Annotated in this window: 22 protein-coding genes; 13 read left to right on the top strand and 9 right to left on the bottom strand. The window is 65.6% G+C overall.

Annotation, left to right across the window (positions count from 1 at the left end; translation table 11 throughout):
* The first annotated feature begins 1 nt into the window (after nucleotide 1).
* The 4 genes from ASD58_RS30040 (at nucleotide 2) to ASD58_RS30025 (ending at nucleotide 4,212) form a co-directional block, all read left to right on the top strand.
* Complete coding sequence (locus ASD58_RS30040; RefSeq protein WP_057266164.1) at nucleotides 2-874, top strand: ThiF family adenylyltransferase; 873 nt, start codon at nucleotides 2-4, stop codon at nucleotides 872-874.
* A complete protein-coding gene (locus ASD58_RS30035; RefSeq protein WP_057266162.1) occupies nucleotides 871-1,926 on the top strand; it encodes a molybdopterin biosynthesis protein MoeY in 1,056 nt (351 codons plus the stop codon). The genes ASD58_RS30040 and ASD58_RS30035 overlap by 4 nt, the downstream gene beginning before the upstream one ends.
* Before the next feature lie 14 nt (nucleotides 1,927-1,940).
* Nucleotides 1,941-3,149, top strand: a complete 1,209-nt coding sequence (locus ASD58_RS30030) for a glycosyltransferase (protein ID WP_057266160.1) — start codon at nucleotides 1,941-1,943, stop codon at nucleotides 3,147-3,149.
* Nucleotides 3,150-3,309: 160 nt separating this feature from the next.
* Entirely contained in the window at nucleotides 3,310-4,212 is a 903-nt protein-coding gene (locus tag ASD58_RS30025) for a PEP-CTERM sorting domain-containing protein (protein ID WP_057266158.1), read from the top strand.
* A gap of 59 nt (nucleotides 4,213-4,271) precedes the next feature.
* Here the strand turns inward: ASD58_RS30025 and ASD58_RS30020 are convergent, their stop codons facing one another.
* The 9 genes from ASD58_RS30020 to ASD58_RS29980 all read right to left on the bottom strand — a co-directional run bounded on the left by ASD58_RS30020 (nucleotide 4,272) and on the right by ASD58_RS29980 (nucleotide 12,175).
* On the bottom strand, nucleotides 4,272-5,066 hold the full coding sequence (locus tag ASD58_RS30020) for an SDR family oxidoreductase (RefSeq protein ID WP_057266156.1): 795 nt from the start codon (nucleotides 5,064-5,066) through the stop codon (nucleotides 4,272-4,274).
* On the bottom strand, nucleotides 5,053-6,678 hold the full coding sequence (locus tag ASD58_RS30015) for a GMC oxidoreductase (protein WP_057266155.1): 1,626 nt from the start codon (nucleotides 6,676-6,678) through the stop codon (nucleotides 5,053-5,055). Before ASD58_RS30015 ends, ASD58_RS30020 begins: the two co-directional genes overlap by 14 nt.
* A 12-nt stretch (nucleotides 6,679-6,690) precedes the next feature.
* Nucleotides 6,691-7,539 carry a lytic transglycosylase domain-containing protein gene (locus ASD58_RS30010; RefSeq protein ID WP_057266153.1) on the bottom strand — a complete coding sequence of 283 codons (849 nt, stop codon included), beginning with the start codon at nucleotides 7,537-7,539 and terminating at the stop codon, nucleotides 6,691-6,693.
* 63 nt (nucleotides 7,540-7,602) lie between these two features.
* Entirely contained in the window at nucleotides 7,603-8,709 is a 1,107-nt protein-coding gene (locus ASD58_RS30005; protein ID WP_057266151.1) for a nucleotidyltransferase family protein, read from the bottom strand.
* Entirely contained in the window at nucleotides 8,699-9,613 is a 915-nt protein-coding gene (locus ASD58_RS30000; protein WP_156401562.1) for an HprK-related kinase A, read from the bottom strand. Before ASD58_RS30000 ends, ASD58_RS30005 begins: the two co-directional genes overlap by 11 nt.
* Complete coding sequence (locus ASD58_RS29995; protein WP_057266149.1) at nucleotides 9,607-9,840, bottom strand: HPr-rel-A system PqqD family peptide chaperone; 234 nt, start codon at nucleotides 9,838-9,840, stop codon at nucleotides 9,607-9,609. The genes ASD58_RS30000 and ASD58_RS29995 overlap by 7 nt, the downstream gene beginning before the upstream one ends.
* The gene (locus ASD58_RS29990) at nucleotides 9,840-10,523 is read right to left on the bottom strand and encodes a hypothetical protein (protein WP_057266148.1); all 684 of its coding nucleotides are present in this window, start codon (nucleotides 10,521-10,523) and stop codon (nucleotides 9,840-9,842) included. Before ASD58_RS29990 ends, ASD58_RS29995 begins: the two co-directional genes overlap by 1 nt.
* Nucleotides 10,524-10,707: 184 nt before the next feature.
* On the bottom strand, nucleotides 10,708-11,331 hold the full coding sequence (locus ASD58_RS29985) for an XrtA/PEP-CTERM system exopolysaccharide export protein (protein ID WP_057266145.1): 624 nt from the start codon (nucleotides 11,329-11,331) through the stop codon (nucleotides 10,708-10,710).
* A 70-nt stretch (nucleotides 11,332-11,401) separates the two neighbouring features.
* Nucleotides 11,402-12,175, bottom strand: a complete 774-nt coding sequence (locus tag ASD58_RS29980) for a serine protease (protein ID WP_057266143.1) — start codon at nucleotides 12,173-12,175, stop codon at nucleotides 11,402-11,404.
* Nucleotides 12,176-12,364: 189 nt separating this feature from the next.
* Here ASD58_RS29980 and ASD58_RS29975 point away from each other — a divergent pair, with 189 nt between their 5' ends.
* From ASD58_RS29975 to xrtA, 9 genes are read left to right on the top strand one after another with little or no spacing between them, the layout of a single operon-like run.
* Nucleotides 12,365-13,891, top strand: coding sequence for an XrtA system polysaccharide chain length determinant (locus tag ASD58_RS29975; protein ID WP_057266141.1), 1,527 nt, complete (start codon nucleotides 12,365-12,367; stop codon nucleotides 13,889-13,891).
* Nucleotides 13,892-13,919: 28 nt separating this feature from the next.
* Nucleotides 13,920-14,927, top strand: coding sequence for an XrtA-associated tyrosine autokinase (locus tag ASD58_RS29970; RefSeq protein ID WP_057266139.1), 1,008 nt, complete (start codon nucleotides 13,920-13,922; stop codon nucleotides 14,925-14,927).
* The gene (locus ASD58_RS29965) at nucleotides 14,920-16,476 is read left to right on the top strand and encodes a TIGR03016 family PEP-CTERM system-associated outer membrane protein (RefSeq protein ID WP_057266137.1); all 1,557 of its coding nucleotides are present in this window, start codon (nucleotides 14,920-14,922) and stop codon (nucleotides 16,474-16,476) included. Before ASD58_RS29970 ends, ASD58_RS29965 begins: the two co-directional genes overlap by 8 nt.
* Nucleotides 16,477-16,491: 15 nt before the next feature.
* Nucleotides 16,492-17,532: an XrtA/PEP-CTERM system-associated ATPase gene (locus tag ASD58_RS29960; RefSeq protein ID WP_057266135.1), complete on the top strand. Its 1,041-nt coding sequence runs from the start codon at nucleotides 16,492-16,494 to the stop codon at nucleotides 17,530-17,532.
* The gene (gene wecB, locus ASD58_RS29955; RefSeq protein ID WP_057266133.1) at nucleotides 17,529-18,659 is read left to right on the top strand and encodes a non-hydrolyzing UDP-N-acetylglucosamine 2-epimerase; all 1,131 of its coding nucleotides are present in this window, start codon (nucleotides 17,529-17,531) and stop codon (nucleotides 18,657-18,659) included. The genes ASD58_RS29960 and wecB overlap by 4 nt, the downstream gene beginning before the upstream one ends.
* 2 nt (nucleotides 18,660-18,661) lie before the next feature.
* Nucleotides 18,662-19,507 carry an XrtA system polysaccharide deacetylase gene (locus ASD58_RS29950; RefSeq protein ID WP_057266131.1) on the top strand — a complete coding sequence of 282 codons (846 nt, stop codon included), beginning with the start codon at nucleotides 18,662-18,664 and terminating at the stop codon, nucleotides 19,505-19,507.
* On the top strand, nucleotides 19,504-20,682 hold the full coding sequence (locus tag ASD58_RS29945; protein WP_082565787.1) for a FemAB family XrtA/PEP-CTERM system-associated protein: 1,179 nt from the start codon (nucleotides 19,504-19,506) through the stop codon (nucleotides 20,680-20,682). Before ASD58_RS29950 ends, ASD58_RS29945 begins: the two co-directional genes overlap by 4 nt.
* A gap of 3 nt (nucleotides 20,683-20,685) precedes the next feature.
* Nucleotides 20,686-21,930: a TIGR03087 family PEP-CTERM/XrtA system glycosyltransferase gene (locus ASD58_RS29940; protein ID WP_057266128.1), complete on the top strand. Its 1,245-nt coding sequence runs from the start codon at nucleotides 20,686-20,688 to the stop codon at nucleotides 21,928-21,930.
* On the top strand, nucleotides 21,927-23,474 hold the full coding sequence (gene xrtA, locus ASD58_RS29935; protein ID WP_082565786.1) for an exosortase A: 1,548 nt from the start codon (nucleotides 21,927-21,929) through the stop codon (nucleotides 23,472-23,474). The genes ASD58_RS29940 and xrtA overlap by 4 nt, the downstream gene beginning before the upstream one ends.
* Nucleotides 23,475-23,480 lie beyond the last annotated feature (6 nt).

The raw sequence follows: 23,480 nt of genomic DNA, 5'->3' as shown, positions 1-23,480 counted from the left end.
GATGAGCGACGAATTCATCTACAGCAAAGCTTTCGCCCGCAATATCGGCTGGGTCACCGAGGCCGAACAGGCCAGCCTGCGCGGCAAGCGCGTCGCTATTGCCGGCGCCGGCGGGGTGGGCGGGGTGCACCTGATGACCCTGGTGCGCCTCGGGGTTGGCTCCTTCCACATCGCCGATTTCGACAAATTCGACCTGCCCAACTTCAACCGCCAGGTCGGCGCCATGCAATCGACGCGCGGCTTGCCGAAAATCGACGTGATGGCGCGCATGGCGCGCGACGTCAACCCCGAACTCGAAATCAAGACTTTCCCGGACGGGATCAATGCCGGCAACCTCGAGGAGTTTTTCGAGGGCGTCGACATCTACATCGACAGCCTGGATTTCTTCGCCTTCGATATCCGCCAGCAGACCTTTGCCCTGTGCGCCGCGCGCGGCATCCCGGCCACCACGGTGGCGCCGCTGGGCATGGGCGCGGCGCTGCTGAACTTCCTGCCGGGCCGCATGACGTTCGAAGAATATTTCGGCTGGGGCGATTTGCCGGAAGGCGACAAGGCGATCCGCTTCGTGGTCGGGCTGGCGCCGGCCGGCCTGCACCGTCCCTACCTGGTGGTGCCGTCGGCCGTCAATTTCGCCGAACGGCGCGGGCCGTCGACCATCATGGCTTGCCAGCTGTGCGCCGGCATCGCGGCCACCGAGGCACTGAAAATCCTGCTAGGGCGCGGCGGCGTGCTGGCCGCGCCTTACGGCATGCAGTTCGATGCCTACCGCAACAAGCTGGTGCGCACCTGGCGCCCCGGCGGCAACAACAACCCGATCCAGCGCCTGGCGATCATGATCGGCAAGCGCGCCTTCGCGAAAATGGCCCAAACATGAACACCATCGAACAGATCCTCGACCTGGCGCGCTGGGCGCCCAGCGGCGATAACACGCAGGTGTGGCGCTTCGAAATCCTGGCGCCCGACCATGTGGCCGTGCATTGCTACGACACGCGCGACCACGTGGTGTACGACCTGGACGGGCACCCGAGCCAGGTGGCCGTCGGCGCCATGCTGGAAACCATGGCCATTGCCGCCAGTGCCCACGGCTTGCGCGCCGATGCCTTGCGCCGCGGCGACAGCCCGGACACCCATCCGGTGTTCGACGTGCGCTTCACGCCGGACGCGTCTATCACGCCAAGCCCGCTGCTGCCGGTGATCACCACGCGCAGCGTGCAGCGCCGCCCGCTTAGCACGCGGCCCCTGACGGCGCAGGAAAAGCAGGCGCTGGAAGCGGCGGTCGGCCCCTCGCACCAGGTGCAGTGGATCGAAGGTTTCGGCGGCCGCTGGTCTGCCGCGCGGCTGATGTTCAACAACGCCAAGCTGCGCCTGACCATGCCGGAAGCGTATGAAGTTCACCGCAGCATCATCGACTGGGGCAAGAGCCACAGCCCGGACAAGGTGCCGGACCAGGCGCTCGGCGTCGACAATGGCACGCTGGCCCTGATGAAATGGGCGATGGTGAGCTGGGAGCGGGTCAACACCATGAATACCCTGATGGGCACCTGGGCGCCACGCCTGCAGATGGACTTGTTGCCCGGCATGGCCTGCGCCGCCCATTTCGTGATCCGCGCCAGGAGCGCGCCGGCCGGCATCGACGACTATGTGGCCGCCGGCCGCGCCACCCAGCGCTTCTGGCTGACGCTGACTGCGCTGGGCCTGCACATGCAGCCCGAGATGACGCCGCTGATCTTTGGCCGCTATGTGCGCAATGCCGTGCGCTTCAGCCGCCTCGACAAGTTGCAGGAATCGGCGCGCAGGCTGTATGGCCAGCTGACCGGCGTGATTGGCAACGACCCCGCCACGGCCATGTTCATGGGCCGGCTCGGGGCCGGCAAGGGGGCCAAGGCGCGCTCGCTGCGCAAGCCCCTGGCTGAACTCATGAAGTAAGCCGGCGTCCCGCGATGACACGCAAGAAAATCCTGTTCGTTGCCGAAGCCGTGACACTGGCGCATGTGGGCCGCCCGCTGGCCCTGTCCGCCACCCTCGACCGCCAGCAGTATGAAGTGCACTTCGCTTGTGCCGACCGTTACGGCTTTTGCTTCGAAGGCGAGGACCTGGTGCGCTGGCCGATGCACAGCATTTCAAACCAGAAATTCCTGCAAGCCCTGGCGGACGGCAAGCCGGTGTACGACGCGGCCACCCTGGCCGGCTACGTGGAAGAAGACTTGCAGCTGCTGCGCCAGGTGCAGCCCGATGTCGTGGTGGGTGATTTCCGCCTGTCGCTGTCGATCAGCGCGCGCCTGGCCGGGGTGCCCTATATTTCGCTGATCAATGCCTACTGGAGCCCCTATGTGAGCCAGCAGTACATTGTGCCCAGCCTGCCGCTCACGCGCCTCCTGCCGATTCCGTTGGCCAACGCCCTGTTCAAGCTGGTGCGTCCGCTGGCCTTCGCGCTGCACACCATGCCCTTGAACAAGGTGCGGCGCCGCTATGGCCTGGCGTCGCTGGGCTGGGATCTGAACCGGGTCTACACCGATGCCGACTACACCCTGTATGCCGACGTGCCGGACCTGTTCCCGCCGCACAACCTGCCGCCCGAGCATGCCTTCATCGGGCCCGTGCTGTGGTCGCCGCCGCTGCCAGTGCCGGACTGGTGGCACCAGTTGCCGGCCGAGCGTCCGCTGGTGTATGTGACCGTGGGCAGCTCCGGCCATGGTGCCTTGCTGCCTGCCGTGCTGCGGGCGCTGGCGGACTTGCCGGTGACGGTGCTGGCAGCCACCGTTGGCCTGGTCAAGCTCGATGCCGTGCCTGGCAATGCCCGCGTGGCCGACTTCCTGCCGGGAGAAGAAGCGGCGCGCCGCGCCGCCCTGGTGATCTGCAACGGCGGCAGCCCGACCAGCCACCAGGCGCTGGCGGCCGGCGTGCCGGTGGTCGGCATCGCCGGCAACCTCGACCAGTTCCTCAATATGCAGGGCATCGTCGCCGCTGGCGCCGGCGCACTGCTGCGTGCCGACCGCTTCGATGAGGCGGCCTTGCGCCATGCCGTACAAGGCTTGCTGGGCACGCCGGCCGCCACGACGGCGGCGCGCAGGCTGAAGGCCATATTCGACAGCTATCGGGCGTCGGAATCCTTTAGCAAGTTACTGTCGAAAATCCTTACATCGGCATAAGTTAATATCAATGTGGTACTAACAGTAAGACCTTAAACTATTGATTTCTAAGGGAACGGGGAAGTTGGCACAACTATTGCTCATATGAGTACGTGCCCGCTGCGAGGCCGGAGAGCAGCAAAAGGTCAAGACAGCCCTCTTTAACTCAGGAGTCATAACAATGAAGATTTTCCGCAAACTGCTCCCGCTCGCTACTGTAGCAAGCATGCTGTTCGCTGCTGGTGCCGCCCAGGCTGACGTGCTCACCCCGTTCAACATCAAAGACGGCGTGGGCAATACGCTGGCTTCCAACGTTGACCGCCTCGACTGGTCCTCCAACGGCAGTGGCCTGGCGCGCGGCATCGGCCCGTTCGGCACCCCGCTGACCGTCGGCCAGAGCTTCGATTTCCTCTACCAGTCGACCCTGGTCGGCAAGAATGGCGGCACCGGTACCCCGAACCTGGGCGGCCGCCTCGACGGTGAAGCAAACGGCATCGCGACCGGCGATTTCGAATTCACCATCGCTGCAAAAATGACTGAAGTGGTGACCGGCACCTTCGGCCCAACCGCAACCTTCGGCCTGGGCGGTGCGCCGGGTTCCAACAAGGTCGCGATCTATTTCGATACCGCGCGCAATGCCAACACCGTGACTGGCCAAGGCTTTGACGACGGCATCATGGTGGCGCTGCTGACCATCGATTCCAACTCGTCCGTGTTCACCCTGTTTGGCCCGAACAATGGCCAGGGCTCCGCCAAGCTGCACGCCGGCATGCTGGAACCAGGCGACTTCGTGAACCCTGACTATTTCGAAGGCGTGATGAGCCTGATCTTCGGCGTCGATTTCGAATCGAGCCTGAACTACCCGGCCGGTTCCGCAGCGACCGCCGGCTTCCACCGCAATACGTCGAGCAATAACGGTGACCCGTTCGCTACCGTGCTTCCAGTGCTGGGCGGCCCACGCAGCGACATCATGTTCAAGGTTGACGGCGACAGCGGCTTCACCCGCAACGTGCCGGAACCAGGCACCATGTTGCTGATGGGCGTTGGCCTGCTGGGCTTGGCTCGCCTGCGTCGCCGCGCTTAAGCAGCGACGATTCAAGGAAATTAGATGGGGACGTACCCTCGGGTACGTCCCTTTTCTATTTACTGTGGCGGCTTGAACATCTTGGCCACTTCGCGGATCACCATGCTGTGCGGGAACAGGCCGGCGAAGAAGCGCTGCTTGTAGGTGCCCTTGATCGAGGCCACCACGGGATCGCCCTTGGCCAGGCCGGCCAGCGAAGCCTTCACCACTTGCGCCGTGCTGCCGCGCGTGGTCAGCGCGCTGGCATAGGCGCCGGCCTTGGCATCGAACTCGGTATCGGTCGGTCCCGGCACCAGGGTTTGCACCAGGATGCCGCGCTCCTTCCATTCGCCATGCAGGGCCTGGCTGAAGCTTTGCACGAAGGCTTTCGAGGCGGCGTACACCGCCATGTAAGGTACCGGCTGGTAGCTGGCCTGCGAAGAGACATTGATTACCGCGCTGCCCTGATGCGATGCCAGGTCGGGCAGGAAGTGGTAGCACATTTCCACCATGGCGCTGTTGTTCACCTCGATCATGTCGCGGTAGTCCTTGAGCTCCCAGTGTTCGAGCCGGTTCCAGCGCCCCATGCCGGCGATATTGCACAGCAGGCGGATGCGGATGCCAACCGCATCGAGCCGTTCCTTGATGTGCGCCACCGCGCCCGGCCTGGCGAGGTCGACGCGTACTACTTCGGCCCGCGCGCCCAGCTCGTGCACCACGTGCTGCTCCAGCTCGCGCAAGCGTTCCTCACGCCGCCCCACCAGCACCACGTTGACGCCGTTGCGCGCCAGTTCGCGCGCGAATTCGGCGCCGATGCCGCCCGAGGCGCCGGTCACCAGCGCCCAGTGGCCGCGCAAGTCTTCAAGCTTGATCATTGAAAGCTCCTTTTCCTGTCAGGTGGCGCGCCACGCGCAAGGCGTTGGCAGCAATGGTCAGGCTGGGATTGGTCCCGCCACTGGACGGGAAGAAGGAGCCATCCACCACGTACAGGTTGGACAGGCCGTGGGCGCGGTTGTTGGCATCGAGCACGCTGCTGCGCGGATCGCTGCCGAAGCGGCAGGTGCCGCACACGTGGGCGATGCGCTGGTTGTTGTCGGCCTGTTTCACCAGGTCGAAGGAGTAAGGCTTGAGCGCCGCTTTCATCAGGCTGCGCATGGCCTCGATGCGCGCCGTATCGTGCGGGCGCACGCGGTAGTCGAGTGCCAGGCGCGCATCGCCGCTGGCCGGCGTGACGCGGTTGTCGGCATAGGGCAAGTCTTCCAGCGTGGTGGCCAGCACCAGGCGCTCGTGCACGAACTGCCTGAGGAGCGGCCTGAGCACCGGCTGCGCCAGCTTGAACAGCGGCGCCAGCCAGGGCAGGGCGCCTTGCCGGATGTCGTCTTCCATCGAAGCGGCCAGCACTGGCACCGGCGGCAGGCGGCCGAACGATTGCACCGAGCCCAGTTTCATGCCGTCGCGCTGGTAGAAATCGTTGAAGCCGAATTCCTTTTGCCGGTTGTCGAAGCCGGCCGGGGTGCTGGGCTTGATCACGTACAGGTCGATATGGTGGCGCATCAGGTTACGCCCCACCAGGCCGGAATCGTTGGCCAGGCCTTGCGGCCAGTGTTCGGACGCCGATTGCAGCAGCAGGCGCGGCGTTTCCAGCGCGCCGGCGGCCAGGAACACCAGCTTGCCGCGCAAGGTCAGGCGCTGGCCGCGCTGCTGGCAGACCACGCCAGTGACGGCCTCGCGCGTGGCTTCCAGCTGCACCACCTCGCATTCATCCATCAGCGTGGCGCCATGCTGCGACAGGGCCGGTTGCAGGCAGACGCGGCTGGCGTCGTTCTTGCATTGGCGGTCGCACAGATAGCCCTGGCAGGCATCGCAGCCTGCCACGAATTCACAGGCCAGCGGCAGGCGGTAGGGATGCAGCGCACGCTGCTGGAAGAACGCGAACAGTTCGCCGGAAGCCGGCGTCAGCGGTGGCGGCGCGCGGAAGTGCGCCGCCCAGTCGCCGCTGCGGTCGGCGCGCAGCGGATCCGGCGTGCCACGCACGCGGAACAGCCGCTCCGCCTCTTCGTAATGCGGCAGCAGTTGGTCGTAGCCGATCGGCCAGGCCGCCGGTAGCGTGGCCTCGGCGGCCTGGGGGTGCTGGGCGCGCGGCGCGAAGTCGGCGGGGAAGAAGCGTTCCAGCACCATGCCGTACAGCGCGCTGGAACCGCCGGTGCCGCTGCCGATGAAGGGCACGAAATGCTGGGTGCGCGGGCCGGCGTTGGTGCGGATGGTATCGCTGTAGCGGCCGGCGCGCTGCAAGGTCGCGCGGTGCTGCGGGCCCGGTGCGGCCGGGGCCGGGAAGTGGGTTTCGGCGTAGCTGTTGGCCAGCGCCCCCGGCTGCAGATGGGATTTGCCTCTTTCAAGGAACAGCACGCGCTGTCCGGCCTTTGCCAGCGCGTAGCCGAGTGGCGCGCCGCCCATGCCGGTGCCGATGATGATCGCGTCCCATTCCATCGGGCAAGCATATCATCGGCGTGAGCGAATTGCCATCTGGTGCACGCAGCGTTCCGGCGCCGCTGCCGCGAAAGGATGATTCGATTTGCCGTACAGCTTGCCGATCCGCCGCACATAGGCGCGCGTCTCGTCGTAAGGCGGCACGCCGCGGTACTGGTCGACTGCCTGTTCGCCGGCATTGTAGGCCGCCGTGGCCAGCGTGACGTCGCCGCTGTAGCGCGCCAGCAGCCAGCGCAGGTAGGCCAAGCCGCCGCGCAGGTTCTGCTCCGGGTTGAAGGCGTCCAGCACGCAAAAGCGCGCAGCCGTGGCGGGGATCAATTGCATCAGGCCGCGCGCATCCCTGGGCGATACGGCGCTGCGGTTAAAGCCTGACTCGACTGCGATGACGGCCAGCGCCAGGGCCGGTTCGATTGCATATTCCGGCGCCAGCCGGTCGACCAGCGCGCGCAACTGCGGCGTGGCAGCGTTGTAGTCGGGAATCGGCAAGGCCAGGTCGAGCTCAAGCGCGGGATCGGGCGCCATGCAGGCCGGCAGCGCCGCCGAGGGTGCGCCAGGCAACAGCGCCCGCATGCGTGCGCCGGCCGCGTGGCCTTGCTCGGCAGCGAGCCCGAACAGGCGCCAGGCCACGCCATCGTCGTGCACCACGCCGCGCCCGTTGGCATACATCCAGCCCAGGGCATATTGCGCGTCGGCAGCGCCGAGCCGGGCGGCGCGGCAGTACAGCGCTGCTGCCTGGTCCAGGTCGCGCGCTACGCCTTCGCCGTGTTCCAGGCGCTGGGCTTGTTCAAACAGGGTGGCGGCATTCTGCGCGCAGGCAGCGTGGGCCAGCAGGCTGGCCGCCACGAGGGCAAGGAGTCGCATGCATGCTCCGTGCAAAGCGATGTCCCAGCCATTGTAGCGGGCGGCGGCTGGCAGTTGCTGCCGTTATGCGGCTGCATCCTGGGAGTTTTTGGGCGTCAAAAATGCCTTATGGAACAGGTGGCGCGCCAGGCGCAGCGGCGGCATGCGCAACCAGTTGCCGCGCACGTACAGCAGGAAGTCGGCCAGCGCGCTGCCGGCGCTGCGGCAGCTCGGGTGGTGCGGCAACAGGGCGCGCGTGAACAGCGCATCCATGAGCGCCAGCAGTGCCGGCGGCGGGCCGTCGGGCGCCATGGCAGCCAGGGTGGCCGGCGGGACTTCGGTGCCGAGCAGCATGGCGCTGTAGCGCAAGCCGTAGAACATGAAGCGCTGCAACTGGTGCCGGCGCGCGCGGGCCGGCAGCGCTTCCCAGAAGCCCGCTTCGTGGGCGCCGAAATGGGTGAGCAGGCAGTGCAGGTCCCACAGGTCGCGCAAGCCCTTGTCGAATTCGCCGTCGGCAAACAGGTGGGTGGCGCTGTGCAGCACCATGTCCAGCGGCGCCAGGATGGCGGTGCCGGGCGCCGCGCCGTCGCCGGCCAGCGGCCTGGCAGAGGCGCGCAGCAGTTGCGCGTCGGGACGCTGGGCAGCGGTGCGCGGCAGGATGGTATGGTGCACGTCGATGGCGGTCTGGCGCAGCACGTGCATCATCGGCGGCAGCTCGTGCATCCATTCGCGGTAATAGCGCTGGTCGTAGTTGTCGTGGTGGGTGCCGACCCAGCCGTGGCGCATCAGGGCCGCTTCCACTTGCGGCAGGCTGTCTTCCGGCACCAGGATGTCGATGTCGGAAAACAGGCGGCCGGCGGCCGGCGGCAGGCCGGCCGCGGCATAGGCGCCGCCTTTCAGCAGCAGCAGCGGCAGGCCGAGCCCGGCCAGCGCCTTGCCGATCAGGCGGATTTCCCAATAAGTGGCCTGGCGGTGGCGCCGTGCCATCACGGCCGCCCACGACAGTTGCTCGCGCGCTTGCGGCAAGGCTTGCGCCAGCACGCCGTGCTGCTCCAGCCAGTCGTGCACGGTCGCGCTGAGGTTGGCATTGGCGGCCTGGCGCAGCAGCAGGTCCCAGTCCGCGGGCGGCAGGCCGGCCAGCTGCTGCGGCGCGCGCAGGGCGCGCAGCAGCAGCGGCACGTCAGCTTTCATGGAGGCAGGCAAAGGTGTCCAGGGCTTCATCCAGCGCACTATAGCGGAAGCGGAAGCCGGCCGCCTGCTCGATCAGGCGGCCCAGGGCATGGAAGCCGGCTGCGCCGAGCACGCTGTAATTGAAGCTGTTGCCGGCCAATTCCATGAAGGTGGCGGCGCGCGCCAGCGGTTCCAGCGTGGTGGCGGCACCCGCGCTGTAATGCGGGAACACGATCCAGGCCGGCTGCGCGCAATCGGCGGCGCGCGCCACGGCAGTGCCCGGTGCGCGCATATGGGCCACGGTACCCTTGGTGGTGTCATGCACCGGCGTGCTCAGCACCGCATCGGGCACATAGGCGCGGATGATGTCGATCGAAGCGTTCTTCAGGCTGATCGGGCGCGGGTTGGGCACCAGCAGGCCGGTGTCGAGTTCGAGCAGGGTCAGTTCGTCGGACAGCAAGCGCCAGCCGCCCTTGCCGGACAGGGCCGCTGTCAGCGTGCTCTTGCCTGAGCCGGGCGGGGCCGGCAGGATCACGGCGCGGCCCTGGCGTTCCAGCACGGCGGCATGCACGATCAGGTAGCGGTGGGCGCGGCTCGACACGCACCAGTTCAAGCCCCATTCGAACATGGGGAAGGCGTGCTGCAAGGGCATCGGCTGGAACATCTCATAGCCGTCGCAGTGCAACCGCACTTGCGGCCGCAGCCAGCGGCGCGCCGATCGGGGGCGTACCAGCTGCAGGTGGAAATCGGCGAAATCGCTATCCTGCAGCAGCGGGTAGTCGCCGTAAAGCTGGCCGATGCCGGTCGCCACGCTGGGCATGGCGGCCTGCAGCCGGACGCTGAAGCGGCCGGTGCGCAGGCGCAAGCCATCGCCCGCCAGGCGCGCCTGCAGGGCGCCTGGCGCCAGCGAGGCCACGGTCAGCATGGTTCCACCAGGTAGAGCTTGCGCAAGTCGTTAAAGGCAAGCTGGAGCTCGGGATCGGCCCAGTCTTCGGGCCCCAGTTCGCCATCGCGCAAGGCTTGCAGCAGGTCGAGGGTCTGGTCGTCCAGCAGGTGGGTGGCGCCGGATACTTCGTTGTACAGCACGACCTGGCCGTCCCAGCGACGATGCAGCAGGGACTGGCCCGGCACCAGTTGCCACTGCACCGGCATCAACCCATGGTACCGGACAGGTAGTCGACCACTTGCTTGGCATCCCACTGCACGCCGGCAGTCGGGCTGAAGTGACCGGTGTCGCGCAGCTCGTTCCAGATGTTCTGCAGCATCGGCACGGTCTGGAAGCCGGACAGGCCGGCCAGCACGTTCAGGTAGGCAGCGACCAGGTGCGCGCCGAGCTGGTATTTGTCGAAGCTGGCGGCGTTGCCCAGGATGTAGTCCAGGGTGCAGGTGTCCGAGCCGTAGGTATTGTTCATCTCCAGGGTACAGGTGAACACGGTGCGGAATTTATCGGTCGGCAGCGCGCCGGCCGGCCAGATCTTGTCCGGCAGCGGCGATGGGGTCGGGTTCTTGCCGCCGCCCTTGCCTTTGCCGTTGCCATTGGTGCTGCCGTCCGGCGCCGGGTCGGTGTTTTTCCACGCGCCAGGCGATTTGCCGGCGCAAGCGCCCGGATCGTTAGGGCGAGCGCTGACCAGGCCGGACTGGAAGCCGGAAGGGCCGGCGCAAACGACCGCTGCCATGCCGGGCTGGCTGTGCAGGGTCAATAGAACGCCGGATGCTGCGGCACCGGCGCGGGTAAAGCGGCGGCGCGCAGCGCCTTTAGCGCTCAGTTGCTTGCCTGGCTGTTGTTCAATGGCCACGTCGTCGTCCTTGCGAATTGAGAAGGGCAGCTCTGCCACCCGCGATACTTAGTGAAGAAGCAAGTACCGTTCCAGATACGAGTTTCCCCTATGGAATAGCTGGAAAATCAGGCGCTTAGCCTCGCCAGAAGGGCTCAGGAAACCCCTCGGCCGGCTATCATACTATCTTGAACTGTAAGAATTCTCGACACCTACAGGAAACTATCCGTTTGATACTTCCAGTTTAGAAGAAGCTCTCCGGAATCACCAGGATATCGCCCGGGCGCATCGGCACATTGGCCGAAATATCGCCATCCTTGATCAGGTCGTTCAAGCGCACGGTGAACTGCTGCTGCTTGCCGTCGACCATGCGGATGATGCTGGCCTTGTTGCCGGCGGCAAACTCGGTAACGCCGCCCACGGCAATCATCACGTCCAGGATCGACATATCGCGGCGGTAAGGCAGCGATTGCGGCTTGGCGGCCTGGCCGATTACCCGGATCTGTTCGCCATAAGTACCGACGAAGCCGGTGACGATGACGGTGACGACCGGCTGCTGGATGAACTTGGCCAGCGCTTTTTCGATATCGCGCGCCAGTTCGGTCGAGGTCTTGCCGCTGGCCGGCAAGTCTTCCACCAGCGGGGTGGTGATCTTGCCGTCCGGGCGCACCGGCACCACTTGCGACACTTCCGGGTTGCGCCAGACGATGATGCTCAGGTTATCGCCAGGACCAATCAGGTAGTCGGTTTGCGGCACGACGCCGGCATCGGCAGGGGCGCCACTGTGGGGCGTGGAGCAGCCGCCCAGGCCCAGTGCACCGAGCACCACGGCGCTCGCGGCGAAGAGGCGGGCCAGCTTGGTTTGCATATTCACTTTATTCTCCTTGTTTGCTTTTTAGCATTGCCTGTTATACCACGAGTCTTGCAATTTTACCTTGCTATTTTTGTGCGCCGCCCTGCTGCAGCAGCTCATGCACGTGGCGCACCGGGATGGCATAGCTGATGCCGCTGGGGTCGGAAATCGCGCTTTCCTTCATGCCCTTGACCAGGGTCATATTAATTACCGCCACCACGGCGCCGGTTTCGGGATCATACACGGGGCTGCCGCTATTGCTGGGGTAAGCCGTGCCGTCGAGCTGGTAAATCGTGAACGGTGCGCCACGCTGGAGCTGCATTACGGCGCGCGGGTTGAGGCCGCGCGAATTCGGGGTCGGCAGGATGGCCGGCGTCTGCGCCGCCAGCAGGGCGCGGTGGGTGACCGGGTTCAGGCCCAGCATGATGCCCAGCGGGTAACCTGTAAACACCAGGTCACTTCCTTCGTCCAGCATATCGCTGCTGCCCAGGGTCAACGCCGGCAGCGGCGCGCCTTTCATGCGCAGGTGCACCAGGTCGTGCGCGCGGTCGATGGTGACCACGCTGGCCTCGCGGAACTGCAGCTGGTCGCCCTTGCCGGTGACGATGCCCAGGGTTTCCAGCTTTTCCGAATCGAGCGCGGTGACCGCATGGGCATTGGTGATAACCGACAGTCCGTCACCCACCACAAAGCCGGTCGCATGGAATACGATGGCGGGACTGCGGGTACGGTTGAAGGTGCCGATGCCGACCACGCTGGGCTTGACCGCGGCAATGGTGCGCGGCAGCGGAGCGGCCCCGGCCAGCGGGCTGGCGCAGCCCAGGCAGGCTGCCAGGAAAAGTGAAATCAGCTTGAGCATGCCGCCTCCAAAGTGGTGAATTGCCATAGGGAAATGTTAAATTCTTTTCGTCAGCAGTGCGCAACAGACATAAATTAATAGTAACAGGCAGCGCGTTCTGCTGTATGATAGAGATTAGATGTTATTTAGGCAATATTAGATGTGGGCATTGCGACAGTTTGCCTGCCTAACCAGGGATGAGTGATCGAGATGGCAGAAATTTTGGCATTGCTGTTGACCTTCTTAAAGGCAATCGGGAAATACCGCTGGTATGCAGTAGCAATCGCCTGGCTGGTCGCCGTGATCGGCTGGGCGGTGGTGTACCGCCTGCCCAATGACTACCAGGCCTCGGCCCGGGTGTATGTCGATACCCAGAGTATTTTGAAGCCGCTGATGTCGGGCATGACCACCACGCCCAACGTCGAGCAGCAAGTGATGTTCATGCGCCGTACCCTGATCAGCCGCCCCAATGTGGAGCGCGTGCTGCGCATGGTGGACCTGGATATCAAGGCCAAGGACAGCAAGGAAAAGGAAAAGCAGGTTGACGAGCTGATGACCGCGATCAAGGTCACCGGCACCGAGCGCGACGACATCTACACTATCTCCTACAAGAACGAGAACGCGAAACTGGGCAAGGACGTGGTGCAGGCGCTGCTGACCATCTTCGTCGAAGGCTCGTTTGGCGGCAAGAAGCAGGACTCGGAAAAGGCCGTGCAGTTCATCGACGACCAGATCAAGATGTATGAAGAACGCCTGGCAGCCGGCGAGAATGCGCTGAAGGAATTCAAGATCCGCCACATGGGCCTGCTGCCCCGCCAGGGCACCGACTACTCGTCCAACCTGGGCGACCTGTCGGAAAAACTGAACCAGGCGCGCCTGGAACTGCTGGAAGCCGAGCAGGCGCGCAATGCCATCAAACGCCAGATTGCCGGCGAAGACATGGCGCCCGCTGCCGATGCCACCAATATCGCCAACCCGGAACTCGACGGCCGTATTTCGACGCTGGAAAAGCAGCTCGACAGCCTGCGCATGCAGTACACCGAGGAACATCCGGACATTATTTCCACCAAGCGCCTGATTGCCAACCTGCAGCAGCGCAAGAAGGATGAGGCCAAGAAGGCGGCCAAGAACGGCGACCCGGGCATGGGGTACAGCCCGATGCTGCAGCAGATGAATGTGGCGCTGTCGGCGGAAGAAGCGCGGGTGGCGTCGCTGCGGGCGCGCGTCGGCGAATACTCCTCGCGCATGGAGCGCATGCGTTCGCAGAGCTCGGCTGCGCCGGAAGTGGAAGCGCAACTGGCCCAGCTCAACCGCGACTACTCGATCAACAAGGAAAACTATGAGAAGCTGGTGCAGCGCCGCGAAGCGGCCAAGCTGTCCGGCGACCTCAGCTCGGCGACCGACATGATGAGTTTCCGCGTGATCGACCCGCCGATCGTGCCGCAAACCCCGGTCGGCCCGAATCGCGCCCGCTTCTACTCGATCGTGTTCGTGGCAGCCCTGCTGTCCGGCCTGGGCAGTGCTTTCCTGATGAGCCAGGTCCGTCCTACCTTCCTCAGCCAGCACAGCCTGCGCGAAGTCACCGGCGTGCCTATCCTCGGCACCATTGGCATGAACTGGACCGAGCAGCAGCGCTCCTCGCGCCGGCGCCGGCTGTATGCCTTCGGCCTGGCTGTGGCCTCGCTGCTGACCGCCTTTGGCGGTGTCATGACCGTTACCTTGCTGCGCGCCGGTTGAGCTGCGCAACACCCAGGGAGTCCACCAAGTGAGCATTATTGAAAAAGCCGCCAACCGCCTCGGGCATCCGCGTCCTGCCGACGCCGCTGCCGAGGCCATCATCCCTCCGGCACCGGCCGCGGCACCGGTAGCTGAAGCAGTCCACGCGGCCCCGGCCGCTGCTGCTCCGGCTGCTGCCCCAGCCCCGGCTGCTGCGGCCCCGCTTGCAGCAGCGCCGGCCCCTGCGCCGGCAGTGCCGGCAGCGCCTGTCGCGGCACCTGTGGTGTCGGGCATGGCCACCTTGCAGCCGCATGGCGATGCCAGCCGCCGCACCACCCATACCGTGGAACTGGACCTGATGCGCATGCATGAGTCGGGGCTGGTCACGGCCGCCGGCGGCCGTACCGCGCTGGTGGAAGACTTCCGCATCATCAAGCGCCCGCTGATCAAGCGCGCCTTCGCTGCCCGCAAGCCGGGCGACAATCCGGGCAACCTGATCATGATTACCAGCTCGCTGCCGGGCGAAGGCAAGACTTTCTGCGCCATCAACCTGGCCATGAGCATTGCCATGGAACTCGACCACACCGTGCTGCTGGTGGACGCCGACGTGGCGCGCCCGTCGGTGCTGCGCACACTGGGCCTGCCGGCCCAGCGCGGCCTGATGGACATCCTGCTGGACGACAATGTCGACATGGCCGACGTCATGCTGCGCACCAATGTCAACACGCTGTCGATCCTGCCGGCCGGCACCAGCTCGCCGCGCGCGACCGAGCTGCTGGCCTCGCACATGATGAAAAACCTGGTGAATGAAATCGCGAACCGCTACCCGGACCGTATCGTGATCTTCGATTCGCCGCCGCTGCTGCTGACTTCCGAATCGCATGTGCTGGCCTCGAACATGGGCCAGATCGTGATGGTGGTGGAGTCGGAACGTACCACCCAGCACGCGGTCAAGGAGTCGCTGCGCCAGCTCGAGGGCTTGAGCAACGTCAACCTGATCTACAACAAGTCGCGTGAATTCCCGGGTACTGAAACCTATGATTATCACTATGGCTAAGCGCAGCCGCCTGGCCCTGCTGCCGCTGGCAGCGGGCTTGTGCGCAGCGTTCCCGGCCCAGGCCGCGTGGGATTTCACGCCGACCGCCATTGCGCGCGGCACCTATTCCGACAACGTCGCCCTGGCGCCGGACGAGCGCGCCGAAGGCGGCTTCGTGCTGCAGCTCACGCCCGGCTTCCAGCTGCTGAACCGTTCGCAACGGTTCGACTTCAGCCTCGACTACGCACTCAACCTGTACCAATATGCCGGCGGGCGCCCGAACAGCGCCAAGCGCCACAGCCAGGACTTGAACAGCCGGCTGAAGGCGCGCCTGGTGGAGGAAATGCTGTTCCTCGATGCCCAGGCCGGCATCCACCAGCAAGCGACGTCGGCCTTTGGCCCGCTGCAGGCCGGCAACGGCTATGCCGGCACCAACCGCAATGAAGTGCGCAGCTACCGCGTCAGCCCTTACCTGGTGCACCGCTTCGGCGCCTTTGCCAATGGCGAGCTGCGCTACAGCCACGATTCCCTGAGCACCGATAACGTCGGCATGCGCCGCAGCGATGGCAATACCCTCAGCGGGCAGTTGAGCAGCGGTCCCACCTTCCGCCGCTTCAGCTGGGATGCCAGCATGATGCGCGCGGTGATCGACGAGGAACTGCCGGTTCCCGGCGGCGCCAACCGCTCGCAAACCACCAGTTCCAAGGCCGCCAATGTCAATTTGCGCTATGCCGCCACGCAGCAGCTGAACGTTGGCGTGTTCGGCGGCTATGACGATTACGATTACAGCGGCCTGGGCGGGGCCCAGTCCGGTGCGGCCTACGGCGCCAACCTGCAATGGACCCCTTCGGCGCGCACCTCGGTGCAGGCGTCGGCCGGCCACCGCTTCTATGGCCCCAGCTACAGCCTGGCGCTGCAGCACCGCAGCCGCGGCACCGTCTGGAATGTGGTGTACAGCGATTCGGTGAGCAGCTCGCGCAGCCAGTTCCTCCTGCCGCAAGCCATCGACACCGCCGCCATGCTGGACAACCTGTTCCGCGCCCAGATTCCCGACCCGCTGCTGCGGGCTGCCGCGGTGCAGGCCTATATCCAGTCGGCCGGTCTGCCGCCCTCGCTGGCCACCAGCGTCAACTTCCTCAGCAACCGCTATTCGCTGCAGAAGCAGTTGAACGCTTCGGTGGCCTGGCAACTGGCGCGCACCACCAGCACCCTTAGCGTGTTCAAGAACAAGCGCCAGATGCTGTCCAGCCAGCAGGTCGACAGTGCCCTGCTGGGCAGTTCGCTGCTGTCGCTCAACGACAATACCGAGCAGACCGGCGCCATGGCCAGCATCAGCTACCGGCCGGGGGCGCAGACCGTGGCCAGCCTGATCGGCAACGCCATGAACATCAAATCGCTGAGCGATGCGCGCACCAGCCAGCACCGCGACCTGCGCTTCAACCTGTCGCGCACCTACAGCTCGCGCACCAGCGGCATCCTGGAGCTGCGCCACGTGAAGGGTTCCTCCGGCGTGGGCGGCCAGCAGTACACGGAAAATGCCGTGGCCGCCACGCTGACAACCAAATTTTAAGCAGTAAGGTTTGCCATGTATGAAAGTTACTACGGGCTAAGCGACAAGCCCTTCCGCCTGCGGCCCGACCCGCATTTCTTCTTCGGCAGCAAAGGCCATAAACGGGCCATGGCTTACCTGGAGTACGGCCTGTCGCAGGGCGAAGGTTTCATCGTGATTACCGGTGAAGTCGGGGCCGGCAAGACCACCCTGGTGCGCAACCTGTTCAACCAGATCGAGTCGGACAAGATCGTCACCTGCCACCTGGTCAACACCCACCTCAATTCCGACGACGTGCTGCGCGGCGTGGTCGGCGGTTTCGGCCTGCCATGCGAAGATACCGCCAGCAAGACCACCCTGCTGGGCCGCCTGGAAATCTTCCTGCGCCAGTGTGAGCAGGAAGGCAAGCGCGCGCTGCTGGTGGTTGACGAAGCGCAGAACCTGACGCCGAAAGTGGTGGAAGAATTGCGCATGCTGTCCAATTTCCAGACCGACGAGAAATCGCTGCTGCAGACTTTCCTGCTGGGCCAGCCGGAATTCCGCGCCACCCTGCACAGCCCCGGCATGTCGCAGTTGCGCCAGCGCGTCATCGCGACTTACCACCTGGGCCCGATGGACAGCAGCGAAAGCAATGCCTATATCGAGCACCGCATGCGCACCGTCGGCTGGAGCGGCAACCCGCACCTGACGCCGGCCGCCTATGCCGCCGTATTCGAGTACACCGGCGGCATCCCGCGCAAGACCAACCACCTGATGGACCGCCTGCTGCTGATGGGCTTCCTGGAAGAGATGACGGAGTTCTCCGATGCCGACGTCGAGACGGTGATCCGCGACATCCAGCAGGAGTTCCAGCCGCCGCCGGCCGCTGCGGCCGGCGATGGCGCCGCCGCGCCGGCTGCCAATGGCGCGGCCCATCAAGACATGGAAGCGGGCATGATGTTCGGCAGCCAGTACCCGGCGGTGCTGGACGAACGCATGATGCGCGTTGAAAAATCCCTGGCGTCGGTGCTGTCGATCCTGAAGAAGATCGTGCGTTCGCCTTCGTCTTACAACATCCACCAGGACAGCAACGAATGAGTGCCTTCCGTATCCTGTGCGTCGTCGGCGCGCGGCCGAATTTCATGAAGATGGCGCCGATCATGGCAGCTTTCGCCCAACTGAAACCGCAGGTTGAAGCGCTGCTGGTGCATACCGGCCAGCACTACGACGTGGCCATGAACCAGCAGTATTTCGATGCGCTGGGCATCCCGAGCCCGGACATCAACCTGGAAGTCGGCTCCGGCAGCCACGCCCAGCAGACCGCCGAAGTGATGAAGCGCTTCGAGCCGGCCATGGATGAAGTGCAGCCGGCCGCCGTGCTGGTGGTGGGCGACGTCAATTCCACCATCGCCTGCGCGCTGGTGGCGGCCAAGAAGGGCGTGCCGGTGATCCACGTGGAAGCGGGCCTGCGCAGCTTCGACCGTGCCATGCCGGAAGAAATCAACCGCGTGCTGACCGACCAGTTGTCCGACCTGCTGTTTACCACCGAGGAGAGCGGCGCCGACAACCTGGCCAAGGAAGGCATCGGCGCCGGGCGCGTGCACTTCGTCGGCAACGTGATGATCGATACCCTGCGCGCCAACCTGGCGCGCGCCATCCCGGCGCCGCAAATCGCAGCCGACGCCGGCCGCGCGGACTTCAAGGCCGGCAAGGGCGAATACGCCGTGCTGACCCTGCACCGCCCGTCGAACGTGGACGACAAGGCCGTGCTGCAAGGCCTGCTGGAAACCGCTGCCAGGATCTCCGAGCGCACGCCGGTGATCTTCCCGGTGCACCCGCGCACCCGCGCCACCATCGAGAAATTCGGCCTGAGCCACCTGCTGGACCGCCCGGAAGTGCTGCTGTTGCCGCCCATGGGCTACCTGGAGATGCTGGGCCTGATGAAGGATGCCCGCGTGGTGCTGACCGATTCCGGCGGCATCCAGGAAGAGACGACCGCGCTGGGCACGCCGTGCATCACGCTGCGCCACAACACCGAGCGCCCGATCACGGTCGACCAAGGCACCAACACCATCGCCGGCAACGACCCGGCGCACATCATGGCCGCCTACGAAGCGCAGCTGGCCGGCGCCGGCAAGGCCGGCCGCATCCCGCACTTCTGGGATGGCCGCGCCGCCGAGCGCATTGCCGCCATCGTGCTGGACTGGCTGAAGGCGCGGGGCTGAACATGGGCGCGGCCGTTCGCAATGCGATGACCATCGACGTGGAAGACTACTTCCAGGTGTCGGCGTTCGCGCCGCACATCAGCCGCGAGAGCTGGCCCCAGCGCGAGTGCCGGGTGGAAGCCAACATCGACCGCGTGCTCGGCATCCTGGACGACGGCAAGGCCAAGGGCACCTTTTTCACGCTGGGCTGGATCGCCGAACGCTATCCGGACATGGTGCGCCGTATCGTGGCTGGCGGCCATGAACTGGCCAGCCACGGCTACGGCCACCTGCGCGCGTCCGACCAGTCGCGCCAGCAGTTCATGGAAGATATTGCCAGCAGCAAGAAAATCCTGGAAGACATCGGCGGCCAGCAGGTGATCGGCTACCGTGCACCCAGCTTCTCGATCGGCCCGGCCAACCTGTGGGCGCTCGATGTGCTGCAGGAGGCGGGCTACCGTTACAGCTCCTCGATTTACCCGATTGCGCACGACCATTACGGCATGCCGGATGCGCCGCGCTTTGCTTTCCACCCGAACGGCGAGCAAGGCTTGCTGGAAGTGCCGATCACCACGGTGCGCATCGGCCAGCGCAACCTGCCGGCTGGCGGCGGCGGCTATTTCCGCCTGCTGCCGTATGCGCTGTCGCGCGGCATGATGCGCCGCGTGAACAGGGAAGACGGCCAGCCAGCCATTTTCTACTGTCATCCGTGGGAGCTCGATCCCGGCCAGCCGCGTCCTGCAGGCCTGGGACTGAAGACGCGCTTCCGCCACTACGTCAACCTGCATCGCATGGAGTCGCGCATCAGGGCCCTGACGCGCGATTTCGCGTGGGATCGCATGGACCGCATTTTCCTGGGGCAGCAATGACCTCGATTATCGAAGCGGCGGCAGAGCGCCGCGCGGCACGGGCCAAGGCCGAAGCGGAAGCGGCGACTGCGCTGGCGGTGGCTGCCAGCAAACCGGTAAGCCAGGCCCAGACCCAAGGGCCAGGCCCCGCTTCGCCGGTTCTGGTCCAGTTGCTCGGCAGCGGCGCCGACGAACGCGCCCGCTGGGACGCCTTCGTCCAGGCCTGCCCCGCAGCGACCTTCTTCCACCGCAGCGGCTGGCAAACCGTCATCGAGCAATGCTATGGCCACCCGACCTGGTTCTTCTATGTGGAAGAAGGCGGCGTGATCACCGGCGTGCTGCCGCTGGCGCGCATGAAAAGCCGCATGTTCGGCCACTACCTCGCCTCCCTGCCGTTCTGCGTCTACGGCGGCGTGGCAGCCAGCACCGACACCGCGCGCCAATTGCTGGACAAGGCCGCCGCAGAACTGGCCGCCGCGCTTGGCGTCGGCCACCTGGAGTACCGCAACTACGCGCCCGCCCATCCGGACGATCCGAAATGGCAGGGCAAGGACCTGTACTACACCTTCCGCAAGGCGATCAGCGGCAACGACGAAGAGAATATGAACGCCATCCCGCGCAAGCAGCGCGCGATGGTACGCAAGGGCATCAAGCTCGAGCTGCAAGGCGAGGTGGACGGCAACGTCGACCGCATGTTCACCGCCTATGCCCACAGCGTGCACCGCCTCGGCACCCCGGTATTCCCGAAGAAATATTTTGCCCTGCTGAAGGAAACCTTCCAGGACGACTGCGAGGTGCGCGTCATCACGCAGGACGGCAAGCTGGTGGCCGGGGTACTGAGCTTCTTCTTCCGCGATGAAGTGCTGCCTTACTATGGCGGCGGCATGGATATCGCGCGCGAAGTGGCCGGCAATGACTTCATGTACTGGAACCTGATGCAGGCCTCGGCCGCCAAAGGCTACCGCATGTTCGATTTCGGCCGCAGCAAGAAAGGCACCGGCGCCTTCGACTTCAAGAAGAACTGGGGCTTCACGGCCCAGCCGCTGCCTTACGAATACCAGCTGTTCGCGGCCGACGCGCTGCCGGACGTGAACCCGCTGAACCCGAAATACCAGCTTTTCATCAAACTGTGGAAGGCGATGCCGCTGCCGCTGGCGAATGCGCTCGGCCCTTTCATCGTCAAGAACCTGGGGTAAATCGTGGACGACCTGCTGCTGCTGGTGCATCGCATGCCCTATCCGCCGAACAAGGGCGACAAGATCCGCTCCTGGCATTTGCTCAAGCACCTGGCGCAACGCTATCGCGTGCACCTGGCCACTTTTGTCGACGATCCGGACGACTGGCAGCATGTGCCCGCCGTGCAGGCGGTGTGTGCTTCGTCGCACTTTGCCAAACTGTCGCCGCGCGCCGCGCGCGTGCGCAGCCTGGGCGCCATGCTGCGCGACCGCGCGCTGTCCTACGACTACTACCGCGACGCCGGTTTGCAAGGCTGGGTGAACCAGGCCATGCAGCAGCACGGCATCAGGCGCATCGTGGTGTTCTCCTCGCCGATGGCGCAGTTTGCGGAACCCTGGCCGCAAGCGCGCCGCATCATCGACTTCTGCGACGTCGATTCCGACAAATGGCGCCAGTACGCCGAGCGCAAGCCATGGCCGGCCAGTGCGCTGTTCGGTTATGAAGCCAGCCGCCTGCTGCGCTATGAACGCAAGATTGCCGCCGCCTTCGACGCGTCGCTGTTCGTGTCGGCGCCGGAAGCGGAGTTGTTCCGCACCCTGGCGCCGGAAAGCGCGGCGCGCACCGGCTGGTTCAGCAACGGCGTCGACACCGCCTATTTCGCCCCGGGCGATTTCGCCAATCCCTATGCGGCCGGCGACAAGGCGCTGGTGTTCTGCGGCGCCATGGATTACTGGCCGAACGTCGATGCCGTGCAGTGGTTCGCGTCCGAGGTGCTGCCTCCGCTGCGCGCGCGCGACCCTGCGCTGCGCTTCGTGATTGTGGGCGCCCGCCCATCGGCTGAAGTGCAGGCGCTGGCCGCACAACCGGGCATCACGGTCACCGGCACCGTGCCCGACGTGCGGCCTTACGTGGCGCATGCAGCGCTGTCGGTGGCGCCGCTGCGCGTGGCGCGCGGCATCCAGAACAAGGTGCTGGAAGCGATGGCGATGGCGAAGGCCGTGCTGGTCACGCCGCAGGCGCTGGAAGGCATCGATGCCGGCAGCGGCCGCGAACTGCTGCTGGCCGACGGCGCGCAGCAATGGATCGCCGCTGTTGGCGCGGCGCTGGCCGGCCCGCCAGCCGAACTGGACACCCTGGGCCAGGCGGCCCGCGACCGCGTGCTGGCAGCCTATAGCTGGGATGCCCGCCTGGCGCCACTGGATCGCATGATTGAAACCCCTGCTGCGCAGGATGCTGCTGCAGCTCCAGCCCTTTGGACCCCGGCATGAATACCGTACCTTCCACCGGACCAGCCGCCCAGCCCGGCGCGGCCCGCAGCCCTGTCGCCGCCGCCCGCAACGCGCTGCTGGTGGCCCTGGTCATGTTGCTGCCGCTGCTGGTGTTCCACGAAACGGCCTTGAGCGTGGCCGAAATCTGGCGGCGCTCGGAAACCTTTGCCCACGGCTTTTTGATCCTGCCCATCAGCCTGTGGCTGGTATGGCGCCAGCGCGCTGCGCTGCAGGAATTGCCGCTGCAGCCGTATTGGCCGGGTTTGCTGCTGCTGGCCGGCTGCGGCGCGGCCTGGCTGCTGGCCGACCTGGCCGAAGTGGGCATCGTGCGCCAGTATGCGCTGGCCGCCATGCTGCCGTTGACCGTGCTGGCGGTGCTGGGCAAGCGCATTGCCGGCGCGCTGCTGTTCCCGCTGGCCTTCATCCTGTTCGCGGTGCCGGTGGGCGAAAGCCTGGTGCCGCCGCTGATCGACCTGACCGCCAACTTCACGGTCGATGCACTGCGCCTGAGCGGCATCCCGGTGCTGCGCGACGGTAATAACTTCTCCATCCCCAGCGGCAACTGGTCGGTGGTGGATGCCTGCAGCGGCCTGCGTTACCTGATCTCCTCAATCACCCTGGGCTGCCTGTTTGCCTATCTGAGCTACCGCACGGCCTGGCGCCGCGCCGCCTTCGTGCTGGCCTCGATCCTGGTCCCGGTGGCAGCCAATGGCGTGCGTGCCTATATGATCGTGATGATGGGCCACCTGAGCGGCATGACGTTGGCGGTGGGCGTCGACCACCTGATCTACGGCTGGGTATTCTTCGGCATCGTGATGCTGCTGCTGTTCTGGGTCGGCAGCTTCTGGCGTGAAGACGGCCAGGTGGAAAGCAGCAGCCCGGCCGCCGCCGCGCCGGCGCTGCCGTTGCCATTGCGTCCGCTGGCCGGGGTGGCAGTCGCCGTGCTGGCCGTGCTGGCGGTGTGGCCGGCGCTGGCCTCGCGCGCCGAACAAGCCGCGCCGCTGGCGCCGGCAGCCACGCTGGCGCTGGCCTCGCCGACGCCGGCCGGTCCGGAGTTCACGTCCTGGCAGCCCGACTATGCCCCGGCCAGCAGCACGCTGCGCCAGTTCTTTGCCGGCACGCCGCCGGTCGGCCTGAACGTGCTGTTCTACCGCGATGCCCCGGGCAGCGCCAAGCTGGTCAGCTCAAGCAACCGCCTCGGCCAGCCCAAGGCCGCCTTCCGCGAAAACAGTGCCGACCTGCGCGACGAAAGCTTCGGCGGCCGCCATATGGCCGTGCGTGAAGCCATGCTCGGCTATGAGGGGCGGCGCCTGCTGGTGTGGCAATGGTACTGGGTGAATGGCAGCATGACGAGCAGCAACTATGTTGGCAAATTGTTACAGATCAAGGGGAAACTGCTGTCCGGCAACGGCGATGGCGCAGCCGTGATGGTATTCTCGCCTTACGACGAAGACCCAGCCGTGGCGCGCGCCGCCATGCGTGCCTTCCTGGATAGCAACCTCGCGCCGCTGGATCAGTCGCTGGCCCTCACCCGACGTCCCTGATTTCCT

Source organism: Duganella sp. Root1480D1 (assembly GCF_001427305.1).
Lineage (GTDB): Bacteria > Pseudomonadota > Gammaproteobacteria > Burkholderiales > Burkholderiaceae_D > Rugamonas.
This window is presented reverse-complemented; position numbering and strand designations above follow the sequence as displayed.